A 24,377-nucleotide genomic window follows, 5' to 3' on the forward strand; every position below is an offset into this window, starting at 1 on the left:
CCGGGTGAGGTCAGCCCTCGGGCCCCGAAATCACGCAGAGCCCGCGGCAAGTCGCGGGATACGTTCGGCACGCTAGACGATCGGAGGTGGTCGTGGTCAACTCCGGGACCACACAATCTCCACACACGCCCCTGGACGGGCTGCCCGCGGCGGCTCTCGCGGCGGTCGACGTGCCGGTGTTCATCACCGCCGACGAGGGTGGCGCGTGGCCGATCGTCTGGGTCAACGAGTCGTTCGTCCGCACGACCGGGTTCACCGCGTCGCAGGTCATGGGCCGTGAACCGGGGATGCTGCGCTCGGCGACCACCGACGAGCAGGTCGTCGAGCAGCTGCGGGCGTCGATGCGCGCGGGGGTCGGGCGCACCGAGGTGCTGCGCGCCGAGGCCGCCGACGGTTCACCCTTCTGGGCACGCGTGTCCGTCTCGCCGATGCGCGACGCGGACACCGTGACGCACTGGGTCGTCGTGCTCGTGGACGTGACCGAGCTCATGGACCGCGACGTCGAGCACGCGGCCCTCGTCGCGTCGGAGCGTCGCGAGCGCACGTCGCTCGGGCTCGTCGCGCAGGTCTCGGACCTGCTCATGGACATCGACGACCCGCACACGCTGCGGGAGATCGCCCGGCTCCTCGAGCGCGGCCTCGTGCGCTGGGCGTCCTTCTACCTCAACGACGGCGGCCTGCGGGCGGTCGACGGCGTCGACGCGGGCTCCGCGCCGACCGGGCGCGGCACCCGCCACGGCAACGTCCCGCCGGACCAGGTGGAAATCGACCGGGCGCCCGACGCGGACCCCGTGCAGCAGATGCTCGACGGGGAGCGCGAGGGGCCGTACGAGCTCGCGCTGCGCAGCGACCGGCCGGCGACGAGCGCGTCCGGCTGGCTCGCGCGCCGCCTCGGCACGTCTGCGACCGGCGCGACGACGGACCGGGACCGGTTGCCCGACGACGTGGCGAGCGTCGTGCTGCTGCCCGTGCCGGGCCGCCGCCGGGTCCTCGGACTGCTCGCGGTCGTGCCGCGCACGGGCGCGGGCGTCGACGTGCTCGACGAGGCGACGCTCACGGTGCTCACCCTGACCGTGCGCCGGGTCGGCCTCGCGGTCGACAACGTGCGCCTCTACGCCCGGGAGCACCGCCTCGCGGAGACGCTGCAGCGCGCGATGCTCCCCGAGCAGGCCGAGGTCGACGGGCTCGACGTGTGGACGTACTACGCGCCGAACTCCGAGCACGCCCAGGTGGGCGGCGACTGGTACGACGTGCTGCAGGTCGCCCCGGACGTCGTCGGCGTCGTCATCGGGGACGTCGTCGGGCACGACGTCGAGGCGGCGGCCGCGATGGGCCAGCTCCGCTCGGTCGTGCGCTCCTCCGTGTACGAGGAGGCCGAGCCGGGCGCGGTGCTCTCGCGCGTCGACAAGCTCGTCGCCGGGATGCGCGTGCCGCGGCCCGCGGGTCTGGTGCTGACGACGATGCGCCGGCACGGCGACGGCTGGCGCGTCGCGTACTCCCGCGCCGGGCACCTGCCGGCACTGCACGTCCGGGGCGGTGAGGTCACGAGGCTGTCCGGCGCGGGCGGGCCGCTCATCGGGTTCGGGCGCGCGCCGCGCGAGAGCGCGTGGACCGACGTGCTTCCCGGCGACTTCCTCGTCTTCTACACCGACGGGCTCATCGAGCGGCGCGACCGCTCGCTGCGGCAGGGCGTGGAGTCCCTCACCGAGGTCGCCGGGAGCATCACCGCGCTCGACGCGGCCGGCATCGGCGAGGAGGTGCTCTCGCGCCTCGCCGACAGCCCCGAGGACGACGTCGCGGTCGTCGTCGTGCGCGTGCCCGGGCCCGACGACGAGACGCGGCGCTCGGGCAGCCCGCGCGTGCGGCGCTGGGTCCTGCCCGGGGAGCCCGCGTCGATCGGGCGGGCTCGGCACGCGGTGCTGCGGACCGCGCGCGCGTGGGACCTCGCGGGGGTCGGGCACGCCGAGCTCGTCGTCTCCGAGCTCGTGGCGAACGCCGTCCTGCACGGCTGGGGGCAGGTGCAGCTGCGCCTCTACGACACCGGCGACGGGCTGCGGATCGAGGTCGAGGACTCCAACCCGACGCCGCCCGTGACGACCGACGGCCACCCGGGGCGCATCGGGGGCTTCGGGATGCAGATCGTCGAGCGGCTCGCCGACTGGGGCTGGCGTCCGGCGCGCGGCGGCAAGCTCGTGTGGGCGAAGGTCCGCGACTCGCGGCGCTGACGGGGCTGCTGTCCCGGCGCCGCTGCGTCGGGCGGGCGAATGCCGGCAGACCTGCCGCGTCGGGCGGGCGGACGACGACGACCCGGCCGCGTCCGGCGCGTGAACGGCGACGGACCCGCCGCAGAGCTGCGACGGGTCCGGGCGAGCGGGGTGGTGCGGGGGTCAGGCCGAGGGCGTCGAGCCCGTGCCGGCGGGGCGCTGGAAGCCCGACTCCTGCTTGGTGTGGCTGCACGTGTCCTCGACGCGGAACAGGTCGAGCGCGCCGCAGACCTCGAGCACGAACAGGTCGCGCGCGTCGGCCCCGCGCAGGACGGTCGCACCGCCCCGGCTGCGGGACGAGTCGGCGAGTGTGATGAGGAACGCGGCGCCGGTCGAGTCCATGAACGTCACGCCGCACATGTCGATGACGAGGAGCTGGCGGCGCAGGCCCACGACGCGCGCGGCGATCTCGGGGAACCGGTCGCGTTCGGCGAGATCGAGGTCCCCGTCGATCACGAGCGTGGTCGAGGTGGGGGAGCTCGAGATCTCGATCATGGCCATCCCGGGAGAAGGGTCGGTGGGCATGCTGACTGTAACCACCGTCCAGGTGGCCCGCATTCCCAGGCTCGCGGCGCCGGCCGCGCCCACGCCGCGAGGTCGGCGGCCTGCGAGACTGGCCCGATGAGCCACCAGAACCTCCTCGGGCCCGAGCCGACCCTCCTGCCGGCCGACGGCGCCGACGCCGACGCCCGCGCCGCGCTGCAGTCCGGCGCCGACCTGCGCGAGGCCGCACGGCGGAGCCCCGCGTCGTCGTACGCGTGGGCCCTGCTCGCCGAGCAGGCGCTGTCCGAGACCGGCGACCCCGTCGCGGCGTACGCCTTCGCGCGGACCGGCTACCACCGCGGGCTCGACGCGCTGCGCCGGGCGGGCTGGCGCGGCCAGGGCCCGGTGCCCGCCGACCACGAGCCCAACCAGGGCTTCCTGCGGGCGCTGCTCGCGCTGCACGAGGCGGCGGAGGCGATCGGCGAGGACGACGAGGCCGAGCGCTGCGCGCAGTTCCTGCGCGACTCCGGGACGTCGGCCGACGAGGTGTCGGGGCTGCGCTGACGCGGCACCGGACCCCGGCGCCGGTGTCCGCGCTGCCGCGACACGGTGTCGGGAGACGGTCCCGGTCCGCGTCGTCGTGCCCGGCGAGCGTCCATGACCGGTCCTTTACCGGTCCGCTAAACTCCCGGAGGTACTGGGTCACTGCCGCCCGTGCCCCGGGTCCCCGGCCAGCGAGCCGCCTCGCACCGAACCATCGCGGACCGGACCGCTGGCAGCCGTGGAGAGTGGTGATCTGATGCCCGCCGTCGTGGTGCTCGGGGCCCAGTGGGGCGACGAGGGGAAGGGCAAGGCGACCGACCAGCTCGCCTCCCGCATCGACTACGTCGTGAAGTTCAACGGCGGGAACAACGCCGGGCACACGGTCGTGATCGAGGGCGAGAAGTACGCGCTCCACCTGCTCCCCTCGGGCATCCTCTCGCCGGGCGTCGTCCCGGTGATCGGCAACGGCGTCGTGATCGACCTCGAGGTCCTGTTCGAGGAGATCGACGCGCTCGAGGCCCGCGGCGTCGACACCGGCAAGCTGCTCGTGTCGTCGGCCGCGCACCTGATCGCGCCGTACAACCGCACGATCGACAAGGTCACGGAGCGGTTCCTCGGCAAGCGCAAGATCGGCACCACGGGCCGCGGCATCGGCCCCACCTACGCGGACAAGATCAACCGCGTCGGCATCCGCGTCCAGGACCTGTTCGACGAGAACATCCTGCGCCAGAAGGTCGAGGGCGCCCTCGACCAGAAGAACCACCTGCTCGTGAAGGTCTACAACCGCCGGGCGATCACGGTCGACGAGGTGCTCGACGAGCTGCTCGCCAACGCGGACCGCCTGCGCCCGCTCGTCGCGGACACCCCGCTCGTGCTCAACAACGCGCTCGACGCGGGCAAGACGGTCGTGTTCGAGGCCGGCCAGGCGACGATGCTCGACGTCGACCACGGCACCTACCCGTTCGTCACGTCCTCCTCGGCGACGGCCGGCGGCGCGTGCACGGGCTCGGGCGTCGGCCCGACGCGCATCGACCGCGTCGTCGGCGTCATCAAGGCGTACACGACGCGCGTCGGCGAGGGCCCGTTCCCGACCGAGCTGCTCGACGACACCGGCGAGTGGCTGCGCAAGACCGGCGGGGAGTACGGCACGACGACCGGCCGCCCGCGCCGCACCGGCTGGTACGACGCCGTCGTCGCGCGCTACTCCGCCCGCATCAACGGGCTCACCGATCTCGTCGTCACGAAGCTCGACACCCTGACCGGCCTCGAGAAGGTCCCGGTCGCGGTCGCCTACGACGTCGACGGGACCCGTCACGACGAGATGCCGCTCGACCAGAGCGACTTCCACCACGCGAAGCCCGTGTACGAGGAGTTCCCCGGCTGGTGGGAGGACATCTCGCAGTGCCGCTCGTTCGACGACCTCCCCGTGAACGCGCAGCGCTACGTGCTCGCGCTCGAGGAGATGTCCGGCGCGCGGATCTCGGCCATCGGCGTCGGGCCCGGGCGCGAGGCGACGATCGTCCGGCACGACCTGCTGGGCTGAGCGGGCGAACGTCCGCCCCGAACGGCCCGCGCGCCTGAGATGATCCGCGCGTGGATCTCGACTCCGTCGCCGGCACCGTGCTCATCGGCGCCCTCGCGCTCGCCCTCATCGGCTCCCTGACCTACGCGGTCGCGGGCAGCCGGGCCGCCTTCCTGCTGGGCGTCCGCGAGGAGGCCCCGTGGTGGTTCCGGCGTGCCGGGGCCCGCACGCAGGGCCTCGTCGTCGCCTACGTCGGGGCGGCCGTCGCCGTCGGCGCCCTCGCGTCGCTCGGCGTGAGCGCGGTGCTCGACGACGCCCGGACGCTGTCGTGGACGGCCGGCTGGGTCAGCGCCGTCCTCGTGGTCGCGGCCACGATGAACCGCTTCGGCCCGCTCGTGGTCAAGGTCGCCTCGGACGGCCGGGGGACCTGGGACGAGCCGGAGGAGGCCGACTTCGTCGAGCCCGACGACGCGCTCGACGACGTGGACGTCCGGGCGGCCCGCGAGGCGGCGCTCGCCGGCGACTGGCGTCCCGCGGCTCACCTGCTCGCGGCGACGACCGACCACGACGCGCGGTACCGCCGGGTCAGCGTGCTCGCGAACGCGGCGCTGTGGCGCAGCGCGTGGCTCGACGCGTGGCTGCGTGACAACCCGCGCGACCAGCACGCCCTCGCGGTCCGGGCTCAGCTCGCGGTCGGGCGCGCCTGGGAGATCCGCGGCGGGGAGTGGACCCCGAAGAGCCCCGAACGCTTCCTCGACGCGCTCGCCGACGCCGAGGAGTGCGCGCGCGAGGCGATCGCCGTGACGCCGTCCGACCCGAGCCCGCACGTGTCCCTCCTCACCGCCGCGCGCGGCCAGCAGGTCGACCGGGACGAGTTCGACCGCCGGCTCGCCGGGCTGCTCGCCGTGGCGCCGGACCACCTCGAGGGGCACGAGGCCGCGCTGCAGTACAAGGCCGCCAAGTGGTTCGGGTCCGCGGACGAGATGTTCGCCTTCGCCCGCGAGGCGTCCGCGCGGGCGACGCCGGGCACGGCGCTCGCGCTGCTCGTGGTCGTCGCGCACGTCGAGCACGTGCTCATGCTGACGAGCCGCTCCCCGAAGCTCGCGAACAAGCACGCGGAGAACCCGGCGACACGCGCCGAGATCGCGGCGGCCGAGGCGCGCTGGCGCGGGCCGGACGGCCCCTCGCCGGTGGGCCGGTCGCGTGCCCACAACCTGCTCGCGTTCGCGTGGTGGCTCGCGGAGGACGCCGACGCCGCACGCGAGCACCTCGCGCACACGCGCGAGCACCTGTCCTCCTGGCCGTGGGAGTACGCCGACGAGCCGACGACCGTGCACGCGCAGGTGCAGGCGTGGGCCCGCGCGCGCACCGGGTCGACCGCCGACGGCGGGGCGCGCTCCGTGGGCAAGGGGTCCGGCGCGCGCTGACGTCCGTGCGTGGATCCGGCGAGCCGGGTCAGCGGCGCGGGACCATGACGCGCAGCGCCGCCGCGGTGACCTCGACGTGGATCGGGGTCCCGCCCGACACCTCGCCGTCCACGTCGACCGTCATCGGGCGGTCGGTCGTCACGTGGAACTCGGTCGCGCTCAGGTGGCCCTTGCGCGCGACGGGCTCCCACGGCGTCAGCGCCTGGCGCGCCGCGGCGCCGGCCGTCGAGAGGCGCGAGCGGCCGCCGAGCGCGTAGGCCGTGAGCAGGCGGTCCTCGAGGCTCGCGTCGCGGGCGATCGCGGTGCCCGCGTGCATGCGGCCGTTCGCGATGTTGAGCTGGTGCGTCACGACCTCCCAGACGACGTCGCCGCTGCGGACCTCCGCGGTGAACGGGCGGTGCCGCACGAGCGACGCCGCCGCCGTCGCGGTGTAGGCGGTGCGGCCGAGGTGACGCTTGAGCAGGTGCGGGGTCCGACCCGCGACGTCCGCCGAGATGCCGATGCTCACGAGGTTCGCGAAGTAGTCGCCGTCGACGCGGCCCAGGTCGACCTGCGCGACCCGGCCGCGCGTCACGACGTCGACCGCGGCGCGCAGGCCGCGCGGCAGGCCGAGGCTCCGGCTGAAGTTGTTCGTCGTGCCGAGCGGCACGTAGCCCAGGACCGTGTCGCTGTGCGCCAGGTGGTCGACGACGCTCGCGATCGTCCCGTCACCGCTCCCGACGACGAGCATCGACGGGCGGCCCGCGAGGAGCTCCGGGAGCAGCGTCGGCAGCTCCGCGCCGGGGTCGGTGACGAGGTGCGCCGCGGTGAGCTCGACGCCCTGCGCGGTGAGCAGGTCACGGACCCGGGGGAACGCCTCGGCGCCGCGCCGGGACCGGCCGTTGACGAGCAGCACCGCGTCGCGGGCCGGGAGCTCGGGGCGGGCGTGCGCGATCGCGTGCGACGGGGTCGGGACCGACCGGTCGGTGGTGGGGGTCACGGGGCATGTCTACCCAAACCGGGCAGGCGTGCGCCAGGAGCAGGCCGGACGTGCGCCGGGAGGAGTGACGGCCGCCGGCGCAGCGCGGTGGCGTCCGTGCGTGTCAGGGCGTCCCGAGCAGAGCGGCCTCGATCTCCTCGGGGAGCCCGAGCCGTGGCGGGCCGGGCCGCTGCGCCGGGGCGCCGTCCGCCGTCAGCCAGCGCCAGGTGTCGATGACGGTCTCCTCGACCGGGCGGCACACGAGCCCGGTCGCCGCCGCGCACGACGTGTCGCCCTCGAAGAACCCGGCGAAGTCGCCCGCCTCCGGCACCCAGCAGGGCAGCTGCGTCCACGGCTGCGCGCCCGCTGCGGCGAGCGTCGCCTCGTCGACCCACACGAGCTCGGCGTCCGAGCCGGTCGCGGCGACGCACGCCTCGAGCAGCGACCGGGTCGTCGCGTGCCCCGACCTGCTCGCGACGTCGACCGCGCCGCCGAGCCCGCCCTCGAGCCCGGACAGCAGCCAGCCGGCCGCGTCGCGCGCGTCGACGTACTGCAGCGGGCGGTCGGGTCGGCCCGGCGCGACGACGCGCCCGCCCCGGGCGGTGCGGGTGAGCCACCACGGCAGCCGCCCGATGTCCTCGTGCGGGCCCAGCAGCAGCCCCGCGCGCGCCAGCAGGGCGTCCGGGTGCGCGGCGAGGACCCCGAGCTCGGCGCCGCGCTTGAGCGCCGGGTACTCGCCGTCCTCGGCGCGGGGGTCGCCGTCGACGACCGGCGAGGTCTCGTCGACGTGCGAGCCCCACGCGTACACCGAGATGCTCGACACGTAGCCGTACGCCCCGGCCCGGCCGGCCAGCAGCGCCGCCGCGTCCGAGGCGATGCGCGGGGACCCGGACCACGTGTCGACGACGAGGTCCCACGAGCCGCCGTCGAGCGCGCGCTCCACGTCCGCGGTCGAGGTGCGGTCCGCGACGAGGGTGCGGACGCCGGCCGGCGGGGTGCCGGTGACGCCGCGGTGCAGCGTCGTGACGTCCCAGCCGCGGTCGAGGGCGTCGGCGACGACCGCGCGGCCCAGGAACTGGGTGCCGCCGAGCACGAGGAGTCTCATGCGGGCGAGCCTGCCAGCGGGCGGCCCGGTGGAGAACGGTCGTACGCGGGCAGCAGAACGCGCACGGGACAGGAGCGCCCGCCGTCAGCGCGCGGCGGCCCTCTGGTACTGGCGGACCGTGAGCGGGACGAAGACGACCAGCAGCACGAGACCCCACGCGAGCGTGTAGAGCACCGGGTTCTGCAGGGGCCACGCCGTCGGCTCCGGGGTGCCCGGCGGGATGTTGCCGAACAGCTCGCGGGCCGCCTGCGTCACGCTCGACACCGGGTTCCACTCGGCGAACGTCCGCAGCACGCGCGGCAGGTTGTCCGACGGCACGAACGTGTTCGCGATGAACGTCAGCGGGAAGATGACGATGAACGTCGCGTTGTTGAACACCTCGGGGGTGCGCACGAGCAGCCCGACGTACGCCATGAGCCAGCTGATGCAGTACGCGAAGAACAGCAGCAGCACGTAGCCGAGCGCCGCCTCGCCGACCGACGTCGTGATCCGCCAGCCGACGACCAGCCCGGTGAGCGTCATGATGAGCACGGTCAGGACGTTGTTGACGACGTCTGCGGTGGTCCGCCCGACGAGCACCGCCGACGGGGCCATGGGCAGCGAGCGGAAGCGGTCGATGATGCCGGTCTTGAGGTCCTGCGCCATCCCGGAACCGGTGATCGTGGCGCCGAAGATCATGGTCTGGGCGAAGATCCCCGCGATGAGGAACTGCCGGTAGAGGTCCGGGTCGACCTCCGGGGCGCCCGGCAGCGAGATGGACCCGCCGAACACGTACGCGAACAGCAGCACGAACATGATCGGCGAGATGATCGACCCGACGAGCAGGTCGGGGACGCGCTTGATCTTGATGAGGTTGCGGCGCGTGACGGTCCAGCCGTCGCCGAGCGCCTGCGTCAGGGCGGTCATGCGCCGTCTCCCTCGGTCGGTCCGTCCTCGGCCTGGTGACCCGTGAGCCGCAGGAACACGTCGTCGAGCGTCGGGCGGCGGATCCCGGCGTCGAGCACGTCGACCCCCGCGTCGTCGAGCGCCCGCAGGGCCCCGACCAGCGCGCTCGACCCGCCGTCGACCGGCGCGGTGACGGTGCGGCTGTGCTCCTCGGTCACCGGCTCGCCGACCGCGATCACGCCGAGCGCCTCGCGAGCCCGGTCGAGGTCCTCCGAGCGCGTGACGGTGACGTGCACGCGCTCGCCGCCGACCTGCGCCTTGAGCTCGTCGGACGTGCCCTCGGCGATCACGCGGCCGTGGTCGATGACCGCGATGCGGTCCGCGAGCCGGTCGGCCTCCTCGAGGTACTGCGTCGTGAGGAGCAGCGTCGTGCCGCGCGCCACGAGCTCGGAGATGACGTCCCACATCGCGAGGCGGCTGCGGGGGTCCAGCCCGGTCGTCGGCTCGTCGAGGAAGAGCACCTCGGGCTCCGCGACGAGCGCGCCCGCGAGGTCGAGCCGCCGCCGCATGCCGCCCGAGTAGGTCCGCACGGGCCGCCGCGCGGCGTCGACGAGGTCGAAGCGCTCGAGCAGCTCGTCGGCCCGCTCGCGGGAGCGCCTCGAGCCCAGGTGGTAGAGCCGCCCGACCATGTCGAGGTTCTCGAAGCCCGTGAGGTTCTCGTCGACCGCGGCGTACTGGCCCGAGACGCCGATGCGCGAGCGGAGCGCCTTCGCGTCCCGCACGACGTCGAGCCCGACGACGGTCGCGGTGCCGGCGGTGGGACGCAGCAGCGTCGTCAGGACGCGGACCGCGGTCGTCTTCCCGGCGCCGTTCGGGCCGAGGAGCCCGAGCACGGTGCCCTCCTCGACGGTCAGGTCGAGCCCGTCGAGCGCCCGGACGGAGCCGTACGTCTGCACGAGGCCTTGCGCGGTGATGGTCGGCACCCGAGCCAGTGTGCTCGGCACCACCCACACGGACCAGGACGATCCGGGCATCGCGCCGGAACGGGCAGCGGGCCGCCGGCCGTCCGCCGCGCTCTCCCCGGGGATCGACACCCTGCGCACAGCCTCGGCACAGACCCGGGGCCGAGGGTCGGACGCACACCCCGGGACCGGCCCGGGACGCACCGAGGAGCACCTCCTATGAAGCTCAACCACACGCTCGCCGCCGCCGGCGTCGCCGGGGCCCTCGCGGTGGCCGGCCTGTCCGCGGTCGCCGTCGCCCCGCTGGCGTCCGCCGCGACCGACACCGCGACGGGGTCCGCGACCGCCCCGACCACGACGGCCCCCACCGCGACGGCCGACGACGCGGCGGCCCGCGCGGCCGACCGGGTGCAGGCCCTCACCCAGGCGCTCGCGGGCCTCGTCGGCGACGGGACCCTGACCCAGGCGCAGGCCGACGCGGTGGCGACGACGCTCGGCGCGTCGGACGTCCTGCGCGGCGGCGGCGGGCTCGACCTCGGCGCGGCGGCCGAGGCGCTCGGGCTGACGTCCGACGAGCTGCGCACCGCGCTCGCGGTCGACGGCACGACGCTCGCGGACGTCGCCGAGGCGCAGGGCGTCGAGCTCTCGGCGCTGACCGACGCGCTCGTCGCGGCGGCCACCGAGCGCATCGAGGCGGCCCTCGCGGACGGCCGGATCACGCAGGAGGAGGCGGACGCCGCGGTGGCGGCGCTGCCGGCGGAGGTCGCGGAGCGCGTCGCGCAGGAGCTGCCCGCCGGTGGTGGGCGCGGCGGTCGCGGCGGGCCGGGAAGCGGCGCGGACGACGCGACCGTGCCGGGCGGGACGGCGACGCCGAGCAGCACGAGCGGGTCCGTGACGCCGAGCGGCACCGGCACCGTCTGACGCCCGAGGCGGTCCCGCCCTGCCCCCGACGTGCGTGCGCCGGGGGCGGGGCGGTCGTGTGCCCAGCGCGCGGTGCCCGGTCCTCGCGCCCGCACCTCGGACGGGCGTGCGCCCGCACCTCGGACGGTCGTACGCCCGCACCCGGCGTGCTCGCGCGCCCGCCCCCCGGACGAGCTCGCGCCCGCACCCGCCGAGCCCGTGACCCCGCCCCGCGTGCGGTCTAGCCTCGGCGCATGGGTGTGCGCTGGGAGGAGTCCCGCCAGGCGTTCACGGACGCGGCCGACTGGTTCGTCCGGACCGTCGGCCGGGTCGGGGAACGCTGGGGCGAGCCGGGGCTGGGGGAGTGGGACGTGCGTGCGCTCGTCGGGCACACGAGCCGGTCGTTCCTCACGGTCGAGGCGTACCTCGAGCGGCCGGCGGAGGTCGTCGAGATCGCGTCGGCCGTGGCCTACTACCGGGCGACGCGCGCGATCGCCGCCGGGCCGGGCGTCGCCGAGCGGGGGCGCGAGGCGGGCACGGCGCTCGGCGACGACCCGGCGTCGGCCGTCGCCGAGATCGCCGCCCGGGTCTGCGCGCTCGTCCGCGGGCGCGACGGCACCGAGATGCTGACGTCGGTCGCGGGCGGGATGCGGCTCGCCGACTACCTGCCGACGCGGACGTTCGAGCTCACGGTGCACACGACCGACCTCGCCGTGGCGCTCGGTGAGCCCGCGGACGTCCCGGCGTCCGCCGCGCGGCAGGCGCTCGGGCTCGTGACGGCGCTCGCGGTCGAGGACGGGGCCGCCGCGCCGCTGCTCCTCGCGGCGACCGGCCGGGGCGGGCTCCCGCCGGGGTTCTCGGTGCTCTGACCCCGCGACACGCGTCCCATGGTCGACCCACCCCGTCCGGTGACCCGACAGGACGTCGGCGCGGGGATGCTGACCCGCCCGCACCACGAGACCCCGCGAACGCTCACCCGTGGGGGGACGGCCTGTGCGCCACGGGCTCCGCCGGCGACTGCGGTGCCTCGCCCGTGAGCGGCCCCGCGGGCACCCCGAGCCACAGCAGCGTGACGTCGTCCCGCAGCTCGCCGTCGGTGTGGGCGGTGACGGTGCGCTGGAGGGCGTCGACGAGGTCCGCGCCCGACACGCCCGCGTGCCGACGGAGGACCTCGTCGACGTCGAGGAACCGGCCCCCGCGGTCCCGCGCCTCGGTGAGCCCGTCGCTGAACAGCAGCACCCCCGCGGGTCCGTCGGCGAGGCGTCCTGCACCGACGGCCCCGGCACCGAGCCCGAGCGGCAGGTCCGGGACCACGTCGGCGGGGCGCGGTCCGTCCGCGGTCAGCAGCACGGGCACCGGGTGGCCGCAGCAGATCGCCGTCACGACGCCGTCGTGCGCGACCTCGACCACGACCGCCGTCACGAAGTCCTCGTCGCCGCCCTCCGCCCGCACGAGCGCCTCCATCGCGCGCACGACGTCGACGAGCGACTCCTCCCGGCGTGCTGCCTCGCGGAAGGCGCCGAGCACGTAGTTGGCGAGGCGGACGGCGGACAGGCCCTTGCCCCGGACGTCACCGAGCACGGCACGGACGCCGTACGCCGTGGAGAGGACCTCGTAGACGTCTCCGCCGACGTGGGCCTGCGCCTCGACGCCGGTGTACCGGGCGGCGATCGCCACGCCACGGAGGTTGTCCGGCAGGGGGCGGATGACGGCCTCCGACACCGCCAGCGTGACGAGGGTCAGGCGGTCCAGCGTCGTCTCCCGGCGCACGCGCTCGGCGGCGGCGACAGCGGCGAGCAGCGTCATGACCGCGATGACGGCCAGGCGGACCTGCTGGGCCGCGACCTGCCCGTCGTGCGCGTGCAGCCCGAAGAGCCAGCCCGACGTGAGCGCCACCAGCCCGACGGCGACCACGGCGGTGGGACCGCCGAAGACGGCGGCCAGCATGGGGGTGACCGCCAGGACTCCGACGAACGCCGTCTTGGGCCCCTCGAGCGTGTCGGCGCCGAGGATCGTCGCGACCAGGAGGCAGGGCAGGCCGAAGGCACGCAGGATGCGCCCGCCCCTCGATCCCGACACGTTCCCCCCACCTCGGGCGTCCCGCCCCGGGCTGCAGCCGGCTCCCGGGAGAGCCGGCGCCTCCACCTTAGGCGGAGCCTGCGGCGGCCGCGTCCCGCCCCGGGCCCCTCGGGCCGACGGGCGCCTGCGGTTACGCTTCGACGATGACGGGTTCGCTGTGACGGAGGGCGCGCCAGCCGGCCTGCGCCCCGCCGAGCTCCGGCTCGGGTCGGACCTGCGGGCCCCGGCGGCGGCCCGGCGGCTCGTGCGCGAGCTCCTGGCCGAGGGCGGGCGCGACGCGTGGACCGACGCCGCCGAGCTGGCCGTGAGCGAGCTCGTGACGAACGCGGCGCTCCATGCGCAGACGGCGATCGGGGTCTCGGCGACCCTGAGCGCGCACGAGCTGCGCGTCGAGGTCCGGGACCACAGCCCGGCCGGTCCCCGGCAGCGGAGCTACGGCAGCCAGGCGACGACGGGGCGCGGCATGGGGATGGTCGCCGCGGTGACGGACCGCTGCGGCGTCGTCCAGCGCCCGGACGGCAAGACCGCCTGGTTCGTCCTCGAGGACGGCGCCCCGGAGCCCTCCCTCGAGGAGCTTCTCGCCGCGTTCGACGAGGAGCAGTGGGAGGTCACGCACGCCGCGCCCGCCGACCCGACGGCCGAGGGCAGCGGACCCGTCGCCCGGCAGGTCGTCCTCCTGGGGGTCCCGCCGACGCTCTGGGTCGCCGCGCAGGAGCACCACGACGCGATCCTGCGCGAGCTGCACCTCTACAGCGAGGTCCACGCGGAGGTGGACCTCGACCTCCGGAGGGCGGAGGCCGCGCGCACGGCGCTGCTCGACCTCGTGGACGTCCGCGCCCAGGGTGCCGACGACGCCGCAGCGCTGCGGGTCGCGCTCCCCGACGGGCACCCGAGCCCGTGGCGGGAGATCCGGGAACCCGTCGATCTCACGCTCGAGCTGCTCCCCGACGACGCTGCTGCCTCGACCGCCCTCCAGGACGTCCTCGACGCCGGCGAGCAGCTCGCGAGCGAGGGCGCGCTCCTCGCCTTCCCCGGCCAGCCGGAGATCGTCGCCGTCCGGGACTGGCTGTGCGAGCAGGTCCAGAGCCAGATGCGGGGCGTCCCGCCGCGGCGGTGGTCGGGCAGCGCGGACGAGCGCTTCGAGGTCGACGCCGGAGCGGCGCGGGCCGACACCGAGACCGCGGCCGTCGTCGAGCGCGTGCGGACCAGCCGGCGCGGTGCGGTGTGCTCCGACGCGCGGAACCGGATCCTCGCCGTGAGCGCTCCGCTCGCCGCCCACCTCGGGTGGGAGGTCGACGACCTCGTCGGACGGCGCATCGTCGCGCTGATCCCCCCGTCGTTGCGCGAGGCGCACATCGCCGGCTTCAGCAGGCACCTGAGCACGGGGCAGGCGCACGTGCTCGGCGTCCCGCTCGTGCTCCCCGTCCGGCACGCGTCGGGCCGCGAGCTGCTGTGCGACTTCCTGATCGAGCAGGTCGGTGCGGGGGTCGGCCGCTCGCTGTACCTGGCGTGGATCGAGCCCGTCGACGCCGGGGAGCCGCGTGGGTCGGCTGCGGGAGCCGCCGACACGCCACGGTGAGGCGGAGCGGTCCCGCTGCCGAGGCGGTCGGGGATGTCGAGAACCCGGGACCGGCTCCGTCCAGGGGGTGACGGTGCCACGCTGGGCACCCCGAGGAGAGGTGACGACATGACCCGGTACCTGCTGGCGGTCGACTTCCAGGCCGGCGTCGACGAGACGCCGATGTCGCAGTGGTCGCCCGAGGAGATCGCGGCCCACCTGGACCACTACCGCGTGCTCAACGAGGAGCTCGTCGCGAGCGGCGAGCTCGTCGAGGCGACGATCCTCACCGGGCCCGACCTCGCGAAGATCGTCACGTCCGACGGGCTGCGTGCGCCGGTCGTGACGGACGGGCCGTTCCAGGAGTTCAAGGAGTGGGTCGCGGGCTACCAGATCGTCGACGTCGAGTCCGAGGAGCGGGCGATCGAGATCGCCGCGCGCGTCTCGGCGGTGCCCGGTCAGGGCGGGCGCGCGACGCAGCAGCCCGTCCAGGTCCGGCAGGTCATGGACGAGGGCCCGTCGGGGGTCGACGAGATGCGCGCGTTCCTCGACACGGCCGGCGGTGATCGCTGAACGTCCCGCCCGTCGTCGAGGACCTGCTGCGCACGCTCGCGCCGCAGGTCCTCGGCGTGCTGGCACGGCGGTCCCGGGACTTCGACGCGGCCGAGGACGCGGTGCAGGAGGCGCTGGTCGCGGCGGCGACGCACTGGCCGCGCGACGGCGTGCCCGACAACCCGCGGGGCTGGCTGCTGCAGGCGGCGACGCGCCGGCTCGTCGACCACGTGCGCGCCGACGCGTCACGCCGCCGGCGGGAGGTCCTCGCCGCGCAGGGGGAGCCCGCCGGGGCGCGCCCGACGGGGGAGGACGACACCCTCACGGTCCTCCTGCTGTGCTGCCACCCGTCGCTGACCCCGGCGTCCGCGATCGCGCTGACGCTGCGTGCCGTCGGCGGGCTGACGACGGCCGAGGTCGCGCACGCGTTCGCGGTGCCCGAGGCGACGATGGCGCAGCGCATCAGCCGCGCGAAGCAGACGGTCCGCGCGTCGGGGGAGCCGTTCGCGCGGCCGACCCCCGAGGAGCTGCCGGGCCGGCTCCGGAGCGTGCTGCACGTGCTCTACCTCGTCTTCAACGAGGGGTACACGAGCAGCCGCGGGCCGGAGCTGCACCGCGTCGAGCTCGTCGACGAGGCGGTCCGGATCACGCGGCTGGTCCGCGCCCTGCTGCCCGACGACGCCGATGTCGCCGGGCTCCTCGCGCTCATGCTGCTCGTCGACGCGCGGCGCCCCGCCCGTACGGACGACGCGGGCGACCCCGTCCCGCTCCCGCAGCAGGACCGCACGCGGTGGGACGCCGCCCGCATCGCCGAGGGCCTCGACCTGCTCGACCGCGCGCTGGCGGGCGGGCCCGCGGGCGAGTACACGCTCCAGGCGGCGATCGCGGCGGTGCACGACCGTGCACCCACCGCGGACGCGACCGACTGGCCGCGGGTGCTCGCGCTCTACGGGGCGCTCGAGCGGCTCACCGGCAACCCGGTCGTGACGGTCAACCGCGCGGTGGCCGCCGCGATGGTCGACGGCGCGGCCGCGGGGCTCGCGCTGCTCGACGGGCTCGACGACCGGCTCGGCCCGACGCACCGCCTCGACGCGGTGCGGGCGCACCTGCACGAGCTCGCGGGGGACGCGGCGGCGGCGCTCGACCACTACCGCCGGGCCGCCGCGCACGCGACGAACCTGCCGGAGCAGCGGCACCTCGCGGCGAAGGTCGCGGAGCTCACGCGCGGTGGGGCTGCGGTGGTGTCCGTGCCCGACGACGGGGGCGGGCGCGCCGGCTGACCGCGCTCGCCGACCCGACGGCGCGGCCGCCGACCCGGCTCGCGTGCTGCGTGCGGCCCGCGTCCGGTCCGCACGCCGGCCGGGGTGCACGCCCGTGCACCCGTCCCGCCGCCGGTCAGCGCGCCGCGTGCCGCTCCAGGAACGCGTACACCTCGGCGTCGTCGACCCCCGGGAACGTGCCCTGGGGGAGCGGCGCGAGGACCTGCGCGTGGAGCTTCGCCGACGGCCACGAAGCCGAGCGCCAGCGGCGGCTCAGCTCGGCGTCGGGCCGCCGGCAGCACGACGGGTCGGGGCAGCGGGACTGCGTGCGCAGCGCGGTGTCCCGGCCGCGGAACCACGACGCGTGCGCGAACGGGACGCCGACGGTGATGGAGAACTCGCCGGACTCGGACGCCCCGGTCTGCGACGTGCACCAGTACGTGCCCTGCGGGGTGTCGGTGTACTGGTGGTACTCGGTGGTGCGGTCGCGCCGGACGAGCGAGCCGCGGGCCGCCCAGCGCCGGCACACCGGCTGCCCCTCGATCGCGCCCGTCGGGTCGGTGGGGAACGTGATGCCGTCGTTCTCGTAGCCGCGCGTCAGGGCGCCGTCGTGGCCCACACGCAGGAAGTGCACGGGCAGCCCGAGCTCGCTCGTCGCGAGGTTCGTGAACCGGTGCGCCGCGGCCTCGTGGGTGACGCCGAACGCGTCGCGGAAGTCCTCGATCGCGAGGTCCTTGGCGCGCTTGGCGGCCCCCAGGAACTCGAGCGCGGCGGTGCGCGGCATGAGGCACGACGCGGCGAAGTAGTTGATCTCCATGCGCTGGCGCAGGAAGTCGGCGTAGGAGACGGGGCGGTCGTGGCCGAGCACGCGGTGCCCGATCGCCTGCAGCGCGAGCGAGCGCAGGCCGTGGCCGCCGGGGATCGACGCGGGCGGCAGGTAGATGCGCCCGCTCGCGAGGTCGGTCACCGTGCGGGTCGAGTGGGGCAGGTCGTCGACGTGCAGGATCTGGAAGCCGAGCTGCTCGGCCATGCGCGCGACGGCCCGGTGCGTGAGCGCGCCGACGGTGTACCCGGCCTTGCGGGCCAGCTCCTCGCCGACGCGCTCGATCTCGGGCAGGTGGTTGTCGCGCTCCTGCATCCACAGCCGCAGCTCGGTGTTCGCGCGGCGGGCCTCCTCGGGCGTCGCGATCGACTCGCTCTCGCGGCGCGCGAGCTCGGCGTGCAGCCCGACGAGGGCCTCGAGCGCCTCGACCGGCATGCCCCGGCCCGGCCGGACGGCGGGCAGCCCGAGGCCTGAGTACAGGTGCGAGCGCTGCGCGCGGTCGAGGGCGATCTCGAGCGCGGCCCGGCGGCTCGGGGGCTCGGCGGCGAGCAGCTCGGTGACCTCGACGTGCAGCGCGGCGGCGATCTCCTGCAGGAGCGACAGGCGCGGCTCGCGGTGGCCGTTCTCGACGAGCGAGAGCTGGCTCGGGGCGGCGCCGGTCGCCTGCGCGAGCTGGTCGAGCGTGAGGCCCCGGCTCGTGCGGAAGTGCCGGATGCGACGGCCGAGCGTGAGCAGGTCGCTGCCGTCGGGCCGCCGGCGGGTCGGCGCGGCGGGGTCCGCGCCGGGGGCTCCCGGGGGCAGCGGACGGTCCTGGACGGTCGGTCCCACGTCGTCGGGGGTCATCGTTTGACGATAGCGAAAGATCCGCAGTTCTTGACAGCCCTCGGCTCGGGAAAGAGCGCGCGGGCGGGTCCACAGTGGAAGGGAGGTCGTCGCCGTCGCCGAGCCGTCCGCACCGTCCGCCCCGCCCGAGCCATCGCAGCAGGAGGTCCGTCCCATGACCGTCATCGACCGCCCCGACGCCCGACCCGAGCCCCGCACCGAGGCCCGCGCCGACGTCCGCCCCGGCAGCGCGTCGGCGCCGGCCCGTCGCCGCGCGGCCGACGCCACGGCCCCGACGACCCACTGGCGCCTGCGCGCCTGGGTCCAGCGGATCGCCGAGCTCACCGAGCCCGCCGACGTCGTCTGGGTCGACGGGTCGGCCGAGCAGAAGCAGCGGCTCGTCGACGGCATGGTCGAGGCCGGCACGCTCGTCCCGCTGAACCCCGAGCTGCGCCCGAACAGCTACCTCGCGCGCTCGGACCCCGACGACGTCGCCCGCGTCGAGGACCGCACGTTCATCTGCTCGCTGCGCGAGGAGGATGCGGGCCCGACGAACAACTGGCGCCAGCCGACCGCGATGCGCGCCGAGCTGCGCGGGGCGTTCGCGGGGTCGATGCGCGGCCGCACGATGTACGTCGTCCCGTTCTCGATGGGCCCGCTCGGCGGACCGATCTCGCAGCTCGGCGTCCAGGTCACCGACTCGCCGTACGTCGTCGTGAGCATGCAGGTCATGACGCGCGTCGGCACCGCGGTGCTGGACCTGCTCGGCGCCGACGGCGACTTCGTGCCCGCGATCCACTCGGTCGGGGCGCCGCTCGTGGGCCGCGACGGAGAGCCGCTCGCCGACGTCCCGTGGCCCTGCAACCGCACGAAGTACATCGCGCACTTCCCCGAGACGCGCGAGATCTGGTCGTTCGGCTCCGGGTACGGCGGCAACGCGCTGCTCGGCAAGAAGTGCTTCGCGCTGCGCATCGCCTCGGTCATGGCGCGCGACGAGGGCTGGCTCGCCGAGCACATGCTGGTCCTGCGCGTGACCGACCCCGCGCAGCGCGTCTTCCACGTCGCCGCCGCGTTCCCCTCGGCGTGCGGCAAGACGAACCTCGCGATGCTGCGCCCGACGCTCCCGGGCTGGACGGTCGAGACCATCGGCGACGACATCGCCTGGATGCGCCCCGGCGGCCCGGGAACGGACGGGCGGCTGCGCGCCATCAACCCTGAGGCCGGGTTCTTCGGCGTCGCCCCCGGCACCGGCCCCACGACGAACCCGACGGCGATCGAGACGCTGCGCTCCGACGTGATCTTCACCAACGTCGCGCTGACCGACGACGGCGACGTGTGGTGGGAGGGCCTGACCGACACCCCGCCCGCCCACCTGACCGACTGGCGCGGGAACGACTGGACGCCGCAGTCGGGCACGACCGCCGCCCACCCGAACTCGCGCTTCACCGTCGCCGCCGACCGCTGCCCGACCATCGCCGACGACTGGGACTCGCCCGCGGGCGTCCCGATCGACGCGATCCTGTTCGGCGGCCGGCGCGCGAGCAACGTCCCGCTCGTCGCGCAGGCGCGGGACTGGGCGCACGGGGTCTTCATGGGCGCGACGATCTCCTCGGAGCAGACCGCCGCCGCCGAGGGCACCGTCGGGGCGCTGCGCCGCGACCCGTTCGCGATGCTCCCGTTCTGCGGCTACAACATGGCCGACCACTGGGGCCACTGGCTGCGTCTGGGCGCCGAGCTCGAGTCCCGCGGCGTCCCGCTGCCCGCGGTCTTCCAGGTCAACTGGTTCCGCAAGGGCGAGGACGGCCGGTGGCTGTGGCCCGGCTTCGGGGAGAACTCGCGCGTGCTCGCGTGGGTGCTCGGGCGGGTCGCGGGCGACGACGCGGACGCGGGCGGGGTCCTCGACTCGCCGGTGGGGCTGCTGCCGGCCGTCGGCGCCGACCCGGCCGCGACGCCCGGCGCGCTCGACCTGCGCGGGCTCGACGTCCCCGCCGAGGACCTCGACGAGCTCTTCCGCGTCGACGCCGCGTCGTGGCTCGCCGAGTGCGACCTGACCGAGGAGTTCTTCGCGCGGTTCGGCGACCACCTGCCGGTGCGCCTCGCCGAGGAGCTCGCGACGCTGCGGACGCGGCTCGGGACGGGTCTCGGGACGGTCTGAGCGGCGGGCGGGCGGGGCATCGCCCACACTCGTCCTGTCCCCGCACCCGTCCGACAGGAGCCTGCCCGTGTCCCGCGTCCTCATGGTGGTCTCGGCCGCCGACACCCTCACGCTCACCGACGGCACCGCGCACCCCACCGGGTTCTGGGCCGAGGAGCTCGTGGTCGCGCACCGGACGCTCACCCGCGAGGGGCACGAGGTCGTCGTCGCGACCCCCGGGGGCGCACGCCCGACGGTCGACCCGGTGTCGCTCGACGAGAAGACCGTCGGCAGCGCCGAGAAGGTCGACGAGCTGCACGCCTACCTCCAGGAGATCGGCAGCGCGCTCGACGCGCCCGTCGCGCTCGAGGACGTCGAGGTCAGCGGCTTCGACGCGGTCGTCCTGCCCGGCGGGCACGGCCCGATGGTCGACCTGGCCGTCGACCCGGTGCTGGGCCGCCTCCTCACCCAGGCCGACGAGAGCGGCCTCGTGATCGCGCCGTTCTGCCACGGGCCCGCGGGGCTGCTGTCCGCGACGACCGACGACGGCGGGTTCGTGTTCGCCGGGCGCCGCCTCGCGGTGTTCACCGACGAGGAGGAGCGCACCGGCGGGACGGGCGAGACGACGCCGTGGTTCGTCGCGACCCGGCTCCGCGAGCGCGGTGCGGTCGTCGAGGAGGGCCCGGCGTGGTCGAGCTTCGTGGTCCGCGACGGCAACCTCGTCTCGGGCCAGAACCCGCAGTCGAGCGAGGCGGTCGCGGAGGCCGTGCTCGACGCGCTGGGGGCGAGCCGCCGCTGAGCCGGTCACCGCTGCGTCCCCCGGGCCGCCCTTGACCCTTCCCCTGGGGCAGGGTCGAGAGTGACGGGATGACGACGACGCACCAGCCACCCGCGCTCCTGACGATCGGCCAGCTCGCCGAGCGGTCCGGGCTCAGCCTCAAGGCGCTGCGCCTGTACGACGAGCTCGGGCTGCTGCCGCCCGCGCGCGTCGACCCCGCATCCGGGTACCGGTACTACGACGCCGGCCAGCTCGACCGTGCGCGGCTCATCGGGCTGCTGCGGCAGGTCCGCATGCCGCTCGCGGACATCGGGGCGCTGCTCGCCGACCGGGACCCGGAGCGGCTGCGGGCCTGGTGGCGCGCGGAGGCCGACGACCACCAGCAGCGCGAGGGGGTCGTGCGCTACCTCCTCACGGAGCTCGACGGCGCCGAGCGGCCGGTCGTCCCGGTGCTGACGCGCCACGTGCCCGACGAGAAGGTCGCCACGACCTCGGCGCACGTGCTGCAGCCGGACCTCCCGCGGTACATCCCGGAGGCGATCGGCCGGCTGCGCGCCCACCTCGAGGCGTGCGGGGCGACGGCCCGGGACATCGACTGGACGGTCTACCACTCGACGTCCACCACGGACTCCGCGGGGCTCGTCGAGGTGTGCGTCCCGTTCAGCGGCACCGTCCAGCCCACGACGGAGGTCACCGTGCGCGTCGAGCCCGCGCACCACGAGGCGTATGCGCGGATCACCAAGGGCGAGGTCCGGGCGCCGCACATCATGTACGCGTTCGACGCGGTCGCCGCCTGGGTCGCCGAGCACGGCCACACCCGCACGCTCGACCCGCGCGAGGTGTACTTCGCGGACTGGGTCGCGGTCGACGAGTCGACGCCCGCGGTCGACATCGCCTTCCCGTTCGCGCCGGCGGGGGGCGACGGCGGGACGGCGGCCGCCGACGGCGCGGGCGCAGGCGCAGCCGGAACCGGCCCGTCGGCGGCGCTCGCGGGTGCGGAGGTCGCCCCGTGACCCGCGCCGACGCACACGCCGACGCACGCGGCGAGGCTCTCGACCGCTACCGCGCGCACACCCCGTTCACCGACCCCGGCGTGCACGCCGCCCTGCTGCGCACCCTCCCGGCGGACCCCGACGCGCTCGCGGCGGCGGTGCGCGGGCTCGTCGTGCACTACGTCGCCTCGGGCCTGACCTTCCCGCCCGACCGGCTCGCCGACATCGACAGCCGCTGGGTCGAGACCATGCTCGGCCACCTCGCCGAGCGCGACCCGTCGCCGCTGACCGCCCCGCGCGACGTCGGCGCGTGCCTCGTCGGGTGCTGCCGCGACTTCACGCTCCTGCACGTCGCCGCGCTGCGCGAGCACGGGGTCCCGGCGCGCAGCCGCGTCGGGTTCGCGCCGTACCTGCGCCCGGACTTCGCGCACGACCACGTCGTCGCCGAGCGCTGGGACGCGGACCGGGCGGAGTGGGTGCGCGTCGACGCGCAGATGGACCCGGCGGACTGGGGCGACGTGGACGTGTCGGACCTCGGCACCGGGCCGGGCAGCCCGTTCCGGCCCGCGTCGCGGCTCTGGCTCGACCACCGCGCGGGCCGGCTCACCGCGGCGGACCTCGACGGCTTCGGCGTGAGCCCGGACCTGCCGCTGCGCGGGCGCTGGTTCGTGCGGAACTACGTGGTCGTGGAGCTCGCGCACCTGACCGGGCACGAGCTGCTGCTGTGGGACCTGTGGGGCGCGATGACCCCGCCCGCCGTCGGGCCCGACGGGGAGCTCGCCGAGGTCGACGTGCCCGACGCCCCCGACCTCGACGACCTCGTCGACCGGGCCGCCGAGCTGCTGCTCGACCCCGACGCGCACCTCGCCGAGCTCGACGCGCTCGCGGCCGACCCCCGGCTCGACCCGCGGACCGGCGTCGTGTGCGACTCCCCGCGCGGGGTGCGGGAGGCGGTCGACCTCACGGCCCGCCGCTGAGGAGTCGCTACAACGTTCCGGGGTCGCCGCCCGTCAGTGTGGTGACCGGGCGAGCCGCCCGGCCCGACCACAGGAGCGATCGATGACCCCTCGGAACGTCGACGACACGTTCGCCGCCCTGGCGCGCGAGCGGGGTCCGGCGCTGACCGGGTACGCGTACCTGCTCACGGGCGACCTCGCGGCGGCCGAGGACCTCGTGCAGGACGCGCTGCTCAAGGTGTTCGTGCGCACCCGCACCGGCTTCCGGCCGGACGTGGCCGAGGCGTACGTGCGCCGCACCGTCCTCACGCTGTACGTCGACGGCTACCGCCGGCGTCGGCACCTCGGCGCGCTGCGGCACCTGCTCGCCCGGGACGCCGCTCACGAGGGCCCGGACACCTCCGCGCCCGACCGGCTCGATCTGCGGGCCGCGCTGGCCACGCTCGCGCCGCAGGAGCGGGCGTGCGTCGTCCTGCGGTTCTACGAGGACCTCACCGTCCCCGAGATCGCCGAGCGGATGGGCCTGGCCCCGGGGACGGTCAAGCGGTACCTGAGCAACGCGGTCCGCAGGCTCGAGGCCGTGCTCGGGCCGCTGCCCAGCCGCCGCCCGGACGCCGAGCGCCTGCCCGACCTCCTCACGGTCGACACCGACGACACCACGAGATCCGGGAGCTGACGATGGAGTTCGATCTCGAGCGCGGCCTGCGCGAGCTCGCCGACGACGCCTCGCGCGGCACCCGCGTGCCGGTCGAGGAGCTCGGCCGACGCCTGCGCCGCCGCCGCGCGACCCGGGCCGCGACGGTCGCGGTGGCCGCCACGGCGACCGTCGCGGGCCTCGTCACGGGTGCCGCGGGGCTCGCGGACCTCGTCCGGCGACCGGACGCGACGGCGCCCGTGGCGACGGCCGTCCCGACGCCGACTCCGTCGACCACGTCCGCACCGGTGCCGAGCACGACCCCGACGCCGACCTCGACGTCCACGCCGACGGTCCCCCCGCCCACCGCGGAGCCGACGGCGAGCGCACCCGCCCTCCCGAGCGCGCCCACGCCGCCGCGCCCCTCCGCGGAGGTCCACGGCAGCACCGCCTGGGCGGTGTACGTCGCCGTGTCGCCGCAGCGTGACGACGCGGCGCTGGCAGCCGACGCGCGCCTGACGGCGATGGGGTACACCCAGCTGCGCGGCGGGGACCTGGCGTGCGACCGCGGGGCCGCCGAGGCGCTCGGGCGTGACCCGTCGGAGCACGCCGTCGCCGTCTACTTCGACACGGAGGCCGACGCGGCGCTGTTCGCGGAGCTCTACGGCGACGGCGTGGTCGGCACCGTCCAGGTCACGCTGCGCTGCCGGGACTGAGCCGCCGGGACCGGTCCGCCGTCCG

The 24,377-nt window shown here is 75.8% G+C and carries 22 protein-coding genes; 15 read left to right on the forward strand and 7 right to left on the reverse strand.

Going from position 1 to position 24,377, the window contains the following annotated elements:
• Positions 1-86 precede the first annotated feature (86 nt).
• Complete coding sequence (locus CCE01nite_RS08430; protein WP_034632500.1) at positions 87-2,225, forward strand: SpoIIE family protein phosphatase; 2,139 nt, start codon at positions 87-89, stop codon at positions 2,223-2,225.
• A gap of 162 nt (positions 2,226-2,387) precedes the next feature.
• Here CCE01nite_RS08430 and CCE01nite_RS08435 read toward each other — a convergent pair whose 3' ends face one another.
• A complete protein-coding gene (locus tag CCE01nite_RS08435; protein ID WP_034632509.1) occupies positions 2,388-2,759 on the reverse strand; it encodes an STAS domain-containing protein in 372 nt (123 codons plus the stop codon).
• 126 nt (positions 2,760-2,885) lie between these two features.
• Here CCE01nite_RS08435 and CCE01nite_RS08440 point away from each other — a divergent pair, with 126 nt between their 5' ends.
• The 3 genes from CCE01nite_RS08440 to CCE01nite_RS08450 all read left to right on the forward strand — a co-directional run bounded on the left by CCE01nite_RS08440 (position 2,886) and on the right by CCE01nite_RS08450 (position 6,239).
• Entirely contained in the window at positions 2,886-3,311 is a 426-nt protein-coding gene (locus CCE01nite_RS08440) for a DUF3151 domain-containing protein (RefSeq protein WP_034632498.1), read from the forward strand.
• 235 nt (positions 3,312-3,546) lie between these two features.
• On the forward strand, positions 3,547-4,833 hold the full coding sequence (locus CCE01nite_RS08445) for an adenylosuccinate synthase (protein WP_034632497.1): 1,287 nt from the start codon (positions 3,547-3,549) through the stop codon (positions 4,831-4,833).
• Between the two features lie 50 nt (positions 4,834-4,883).
• On the forward strand, positions 4,884-6,239 hold the full coding sequence (locus CCE01nite_RS08450) for a hypothetical protein (protein ID WP_052104295.1): 1,356 nt from the start codon (positions 4,884-4,886) through the stop codon (positions 6,237-6,239).
• A gap of 28 nt (positions 6,240-6,267) precedes the next feature.
• Here CCE01nite_RS08450 and CCE01nite_RS08455 read toward each other — a convergent pair whose 3' ends face one another.
• From CCE01nite_RS08455 to CCE01nite_RS08470, 4 genes are all read right to left on the reverse strand, one after another.
• The gene (locus CCE01nite_RS08455) at positions 6,268-7,218 is read right to left on the reverse strand and encodes a diacylglycerol/lipid kinase family protein (RefSeq protein ID WP_211254584.1); all 951 of its coding nucleotides are present in this window, start codon (positions 7,216-7,218) and stop codon (positions 6,268-6,270) included.
• 103 nt (positions 7,219-7,321) lie between these two features.
• Positions 7,322-8,302: an NAD-dependent epimerase/dehydratase family protein gene (locus CCE01nite_RS08460; RefSeq protein WP_034632495.1), complete on the reverse strand. Its 981-nt coding sequence runs from the start codon at positions 8,300-8,302 to the stop codon at positions 7,322-7,324.
• Between the two features lie 84 nt (positions 8,303-8,386).
• Positions 8,387-9,208: an ABC transporter permease gene (locus CCE01nite_RS08465; RefSeq protein ID WP_034632492.1), complete on the reverse strand. Its 822-nt coding sequence runs from the start codon at positions 9,206-9,208 to the stop codon at positions 8,387-8,389.
• Positions 9,205-10,170, reverse strand: coding sequence for a daunorubicin resistance protein DrrA family ABC transporter ATP-binding protein (locus tag CCE01nite_RS08470; RefSeq protein ID WP_034632489.1), 966 nt, complete (start codon positions 10,168-10,170; stop codon positions 9,205-9,207). The genes CCE01nite_RS08465 and CCE01nite_RS08470 overlap by 4 nt, the downstream gene beginning before the upstream one ends.
• Before the next feature lie 198 nt (positions 10,171-10,368).
• Between CCE01nite_RS08470 and CCE01nite_RS08475 the strand changes: the two genes are divergently transcribed.
• Positions 10,369-11,070 (forward strand): hypothetical protein, encoded by a 702-nt coding sequence (locus CCE01nite_RS08475; protein ID WP_141372172.1) that lies wholly within the window; start codon positions 10,369-10,371, stop codon positions 11,068-11,070.
• 233 nt (positions 11,071-11,303) lie between these two features.
• A complete protein-coding gene (locus CCE01nite_RS08480; RefSeq protein WP_141372173.1) occupies positions 11,304-11,918 on the forward strand; it encodes a maleylpyruvate isomerase N-terminal domain-containing protein in 615 nt (204 codons plus the stop codon).
• Between the two features lie 103 nt (positions 11,919-12,021).
• Here the strand turns inward: CCE01nite_RS08480 and CCE01nite_RS08485 are convergent, their stop codons facing one another.
• Positions 12,022-13,128: a PP2C family protein-serine/threonine phosphatase gene (locus CCE01nite_RS08485; protein WP_170223953.1), complete on the reverse strand. Its 1,107-nt coding sequence runs from the start codon at positions 13,126-13,128 to the stop codon at positions 12,022-12,024.
• A 157-nt stretch (positions 13,129-13,285) separates the two neighbouring features.
• Here CCE01nite_RS08485 and CCE01nite_RS08490 point away from each other — a divergent pair, with 157 nt between their 5' ends.
• From CCE01nite_RS08490 to CCE01nite_RS08500, 3 genes are all read left to right on the forward strand, one after another.
• Positions 13,286-14,707 carry an ATP-binding protein gene (locus CCE01nite_RS08490; protein ID WP_170223954.1) on the forward strand — a complete coding sequence of 474 codons (1,422 nt, stop codon included), beginning with the start codon at positions 13,286-13,288 and terminating at the stop codon, positions 14,705-14,707.
• Between the two features lie 108 nt (positions 14,708-14,815).
• Positions 14,816-15,259 (forward strand): YciI family protein, encoded by a 444-nt coding sequence (locus CCE01nite_RS08495; RefSeq protein WP_141372176.1) that lies wholly within the window; start codon positions 14,816-14,818, stop codon positions 15,257-15,259.
• Positions 15,260-15,285: 26 nt separating this feature from the next.
• Positions 15,286-16,518, forward strand: coding sequence for an RNA polymerase sigma factor (locus CCE01nite_RS08500; protein ID WP_307722731.1), 1,233 nt, complete (start codon positions 15,286-15,288; stop codon positions 16,516-16,518).
• Positions 16,519-16,633: 115 nt separating this feature from the next.
• Here CCE01nite_RS08500 and CCE01nite_RS08505 read toward each other — a convergent pair whose 3' ends face one another.
• Complete coding sequence (locus CCE01nite_RS08505; RefSeq protein ID WP_084142592.1) at positions 16,634-18,163, reverse strand: helix-turn-helix domain-containing protein; 1,530 nt, start codon at positions 18,161-18,163, stop codon at positions 16,634-16,636.
• A gap of 154 nt (positions 18,164-18,317) precedes the next feature.
• On the opposite strand from CCE01nite_RS08505, the gene CCE01nite_RS08510 reads away from it, so the two are divergent.
• From CCE01nite_RS08510 to CCE01nite_RS21300, 6 genes are all read left to right on the forward strand, one after another.
• Complete coding sequence (locus tag CCE01nite_RS08510) at positions 18,318-20,297, forward strand: phosphoenolpyruvate carboxykinase (GTP) (protein WP_034628247.1); 1,980 nt, start codon at positions 18,318-18,320, stop codon at positions 20,295-20,297.
• A gap of 67 nt (positions 20,298-20,364) precedes the next feature.
• Positions 20,365-21,075 carry a type 1 glutamine amidotransferase domain-containing protein gene (locus CCE01nite_RS08515; protein ID WP_034628244.1) on the forward strand — a complete coding sequence of 237 codons (711 nt, stop codon included), beginning with the start codon at positions 20,365-20,367 and terminating at the stop codon, positions 21,073-21,075.
• 68 nt (positions 21,076-21,143) lie between these two features.
• Positions 21,144-22,067, forward strand: a complete 924-nt coding sequence (locus tag CCE01nite_RS08520) for a MerR family transcriptional regulator (protein WP_052103940.1) — start codon at positions 21,144-21,146, stop codon at positions 22,065-22,067.
• Entirely contained in the window at positions 22,064-23,023 is a 960-nt protein-coding gene (locus CCE01nite_RS08525) for a transglutaminase-like domain-containing protein (protein WP_052103937.1), read from the forward strand. Before CCE01nite_RS08520 ends, CCE01nite_RS08525 begins: the two co-directional genes overlap by 4 nt.
• 82 nt (positions 23,024-23,105) lie before the next feature.
• Positions 23,106-23,678 (forward strand): SigE family RNA polymerase sigma factor, encoded by a 573-nt coding sequence (locus tag CCE01nite_RS08530; RefSeq protein WP_052103935.1) that lies wholly within the window; start codon positions 23,106-23,108, stop codon positions 23,676-23,678.
• 2 nt (positions 23,679-23,680) lie between these two features.
• Positions 23,681-24,352, forward strand: a complete 672-nt coding sequence (locus CCE01nite_RS21300; protein ID WP_034628240.1) for a hypothetical protein — start codon at positions 23,681-23,683, stop codon at positions 24,350-24,352.
• Positions 24,353-24,377: the final 25 nt, after the last annotated feature.

Origin of the sequence: Cellulomonas cellasea, assembly GCF_006538745.1 — a bacterium.
Taxonomy (GTDB): Bacteria; Actinomycetota; Actinomycetes; order Actinomycetales; family Cellulomonadaceae; genus Cellulomonas_A; species Cellulomonas_A cellasea.

Coding starts and splice junctions, on each gene's coding strand:
- CCE01nite_RS08440 (WP_034632498.1), top strand. CDS start 2,886: ATGAGCCACCAGAACCTCCTCGGGCCCGAGCCGACCCTCCTGCCGGCC.
- CCE01nite_RS08475 (WP_141372172.1), top strand. CDS start 10,369: ATGAAGCTCAACCACACGCTCGCCGCCGCCGGCGTCGCCGGGGCCCTC.
- CCE01nite_RS08495 (WP_141372176.1), top strand. CDS start 14,816: ATGACCCGGTACCTGCTGGCGGTCGACTTCCAGGCCGGCGTCGACGAG.
- CCE01nite_RS08460 (WP_034632495.1), bottom strand. CDS start 8,302: ATGAGACTCCTCGTGCTCGGCGGCACCCAGTTCCTGGGCCGCGCGGTC.
- CCE01nite_RS08505 (WP_084142592.1), bottom strand. CDS start 18,163: ATGACCCCCGACGACGTGGGACCGACCGTCCAGGACCGTCCGCTGCCC.
- CCE01nite_RS08465 (WP_034632492.1), bottom strand. CDS start 9,208: ATGACCGCCCTGACGCAGGCGCTCGGCGACGGCTGGACCGTCACGCGC.
- CCE01nite_RS08435 (WP_034632509.1), bottom strand. CDS start 2,759: ATGATCGAGATCTCGAGCTCCCCCACCTCGACCACGCTCGTGATCGAC.
- CCE01nite_RS08530 (WP_052103935.1), top strand. CDS start 23,106: ATGACCCCTCGGAACGTCGACGACACGTTCGCCGCCCTGGCGCGCGAG.
- CCE01nite_RS21300 (WP_034628240.1), top strand. CDS start 23,681: ATGGAGTTCGATCTCGAGCGCGGCCTGCGCGAGCTCGCCGACGACGCC.
- CCE01nite_RS08520 (WP_052103940.1), top strand. CDS start 21,144: ATGACGACGACGCACCAGCCACCCGCGCTCCTGACGATCGGCCAGCTC.
- CCE01nite_RS08480 (WP_141372173.1), top strand. CDS start 11,304: ATGGGTGTGCGCTGGGAGGAGTCCCGCCAGGCGTTCACGGACGCGGCC.
- CCE01nite_RS08510 (WP_034628247.1), top strand. CDS start 18,318: ATGACCGTCATCGACCGCCCCGACGCCCGACCCGAGCCCCGCACCGAG.
- CCE01nite_RS08445 (WP_034632497.1), top strand. CDS start 3,547: ATGCCCGCCGTCGTGGTGCTCGGGGCCCAGTGGGGCGACGAGGGGAAG.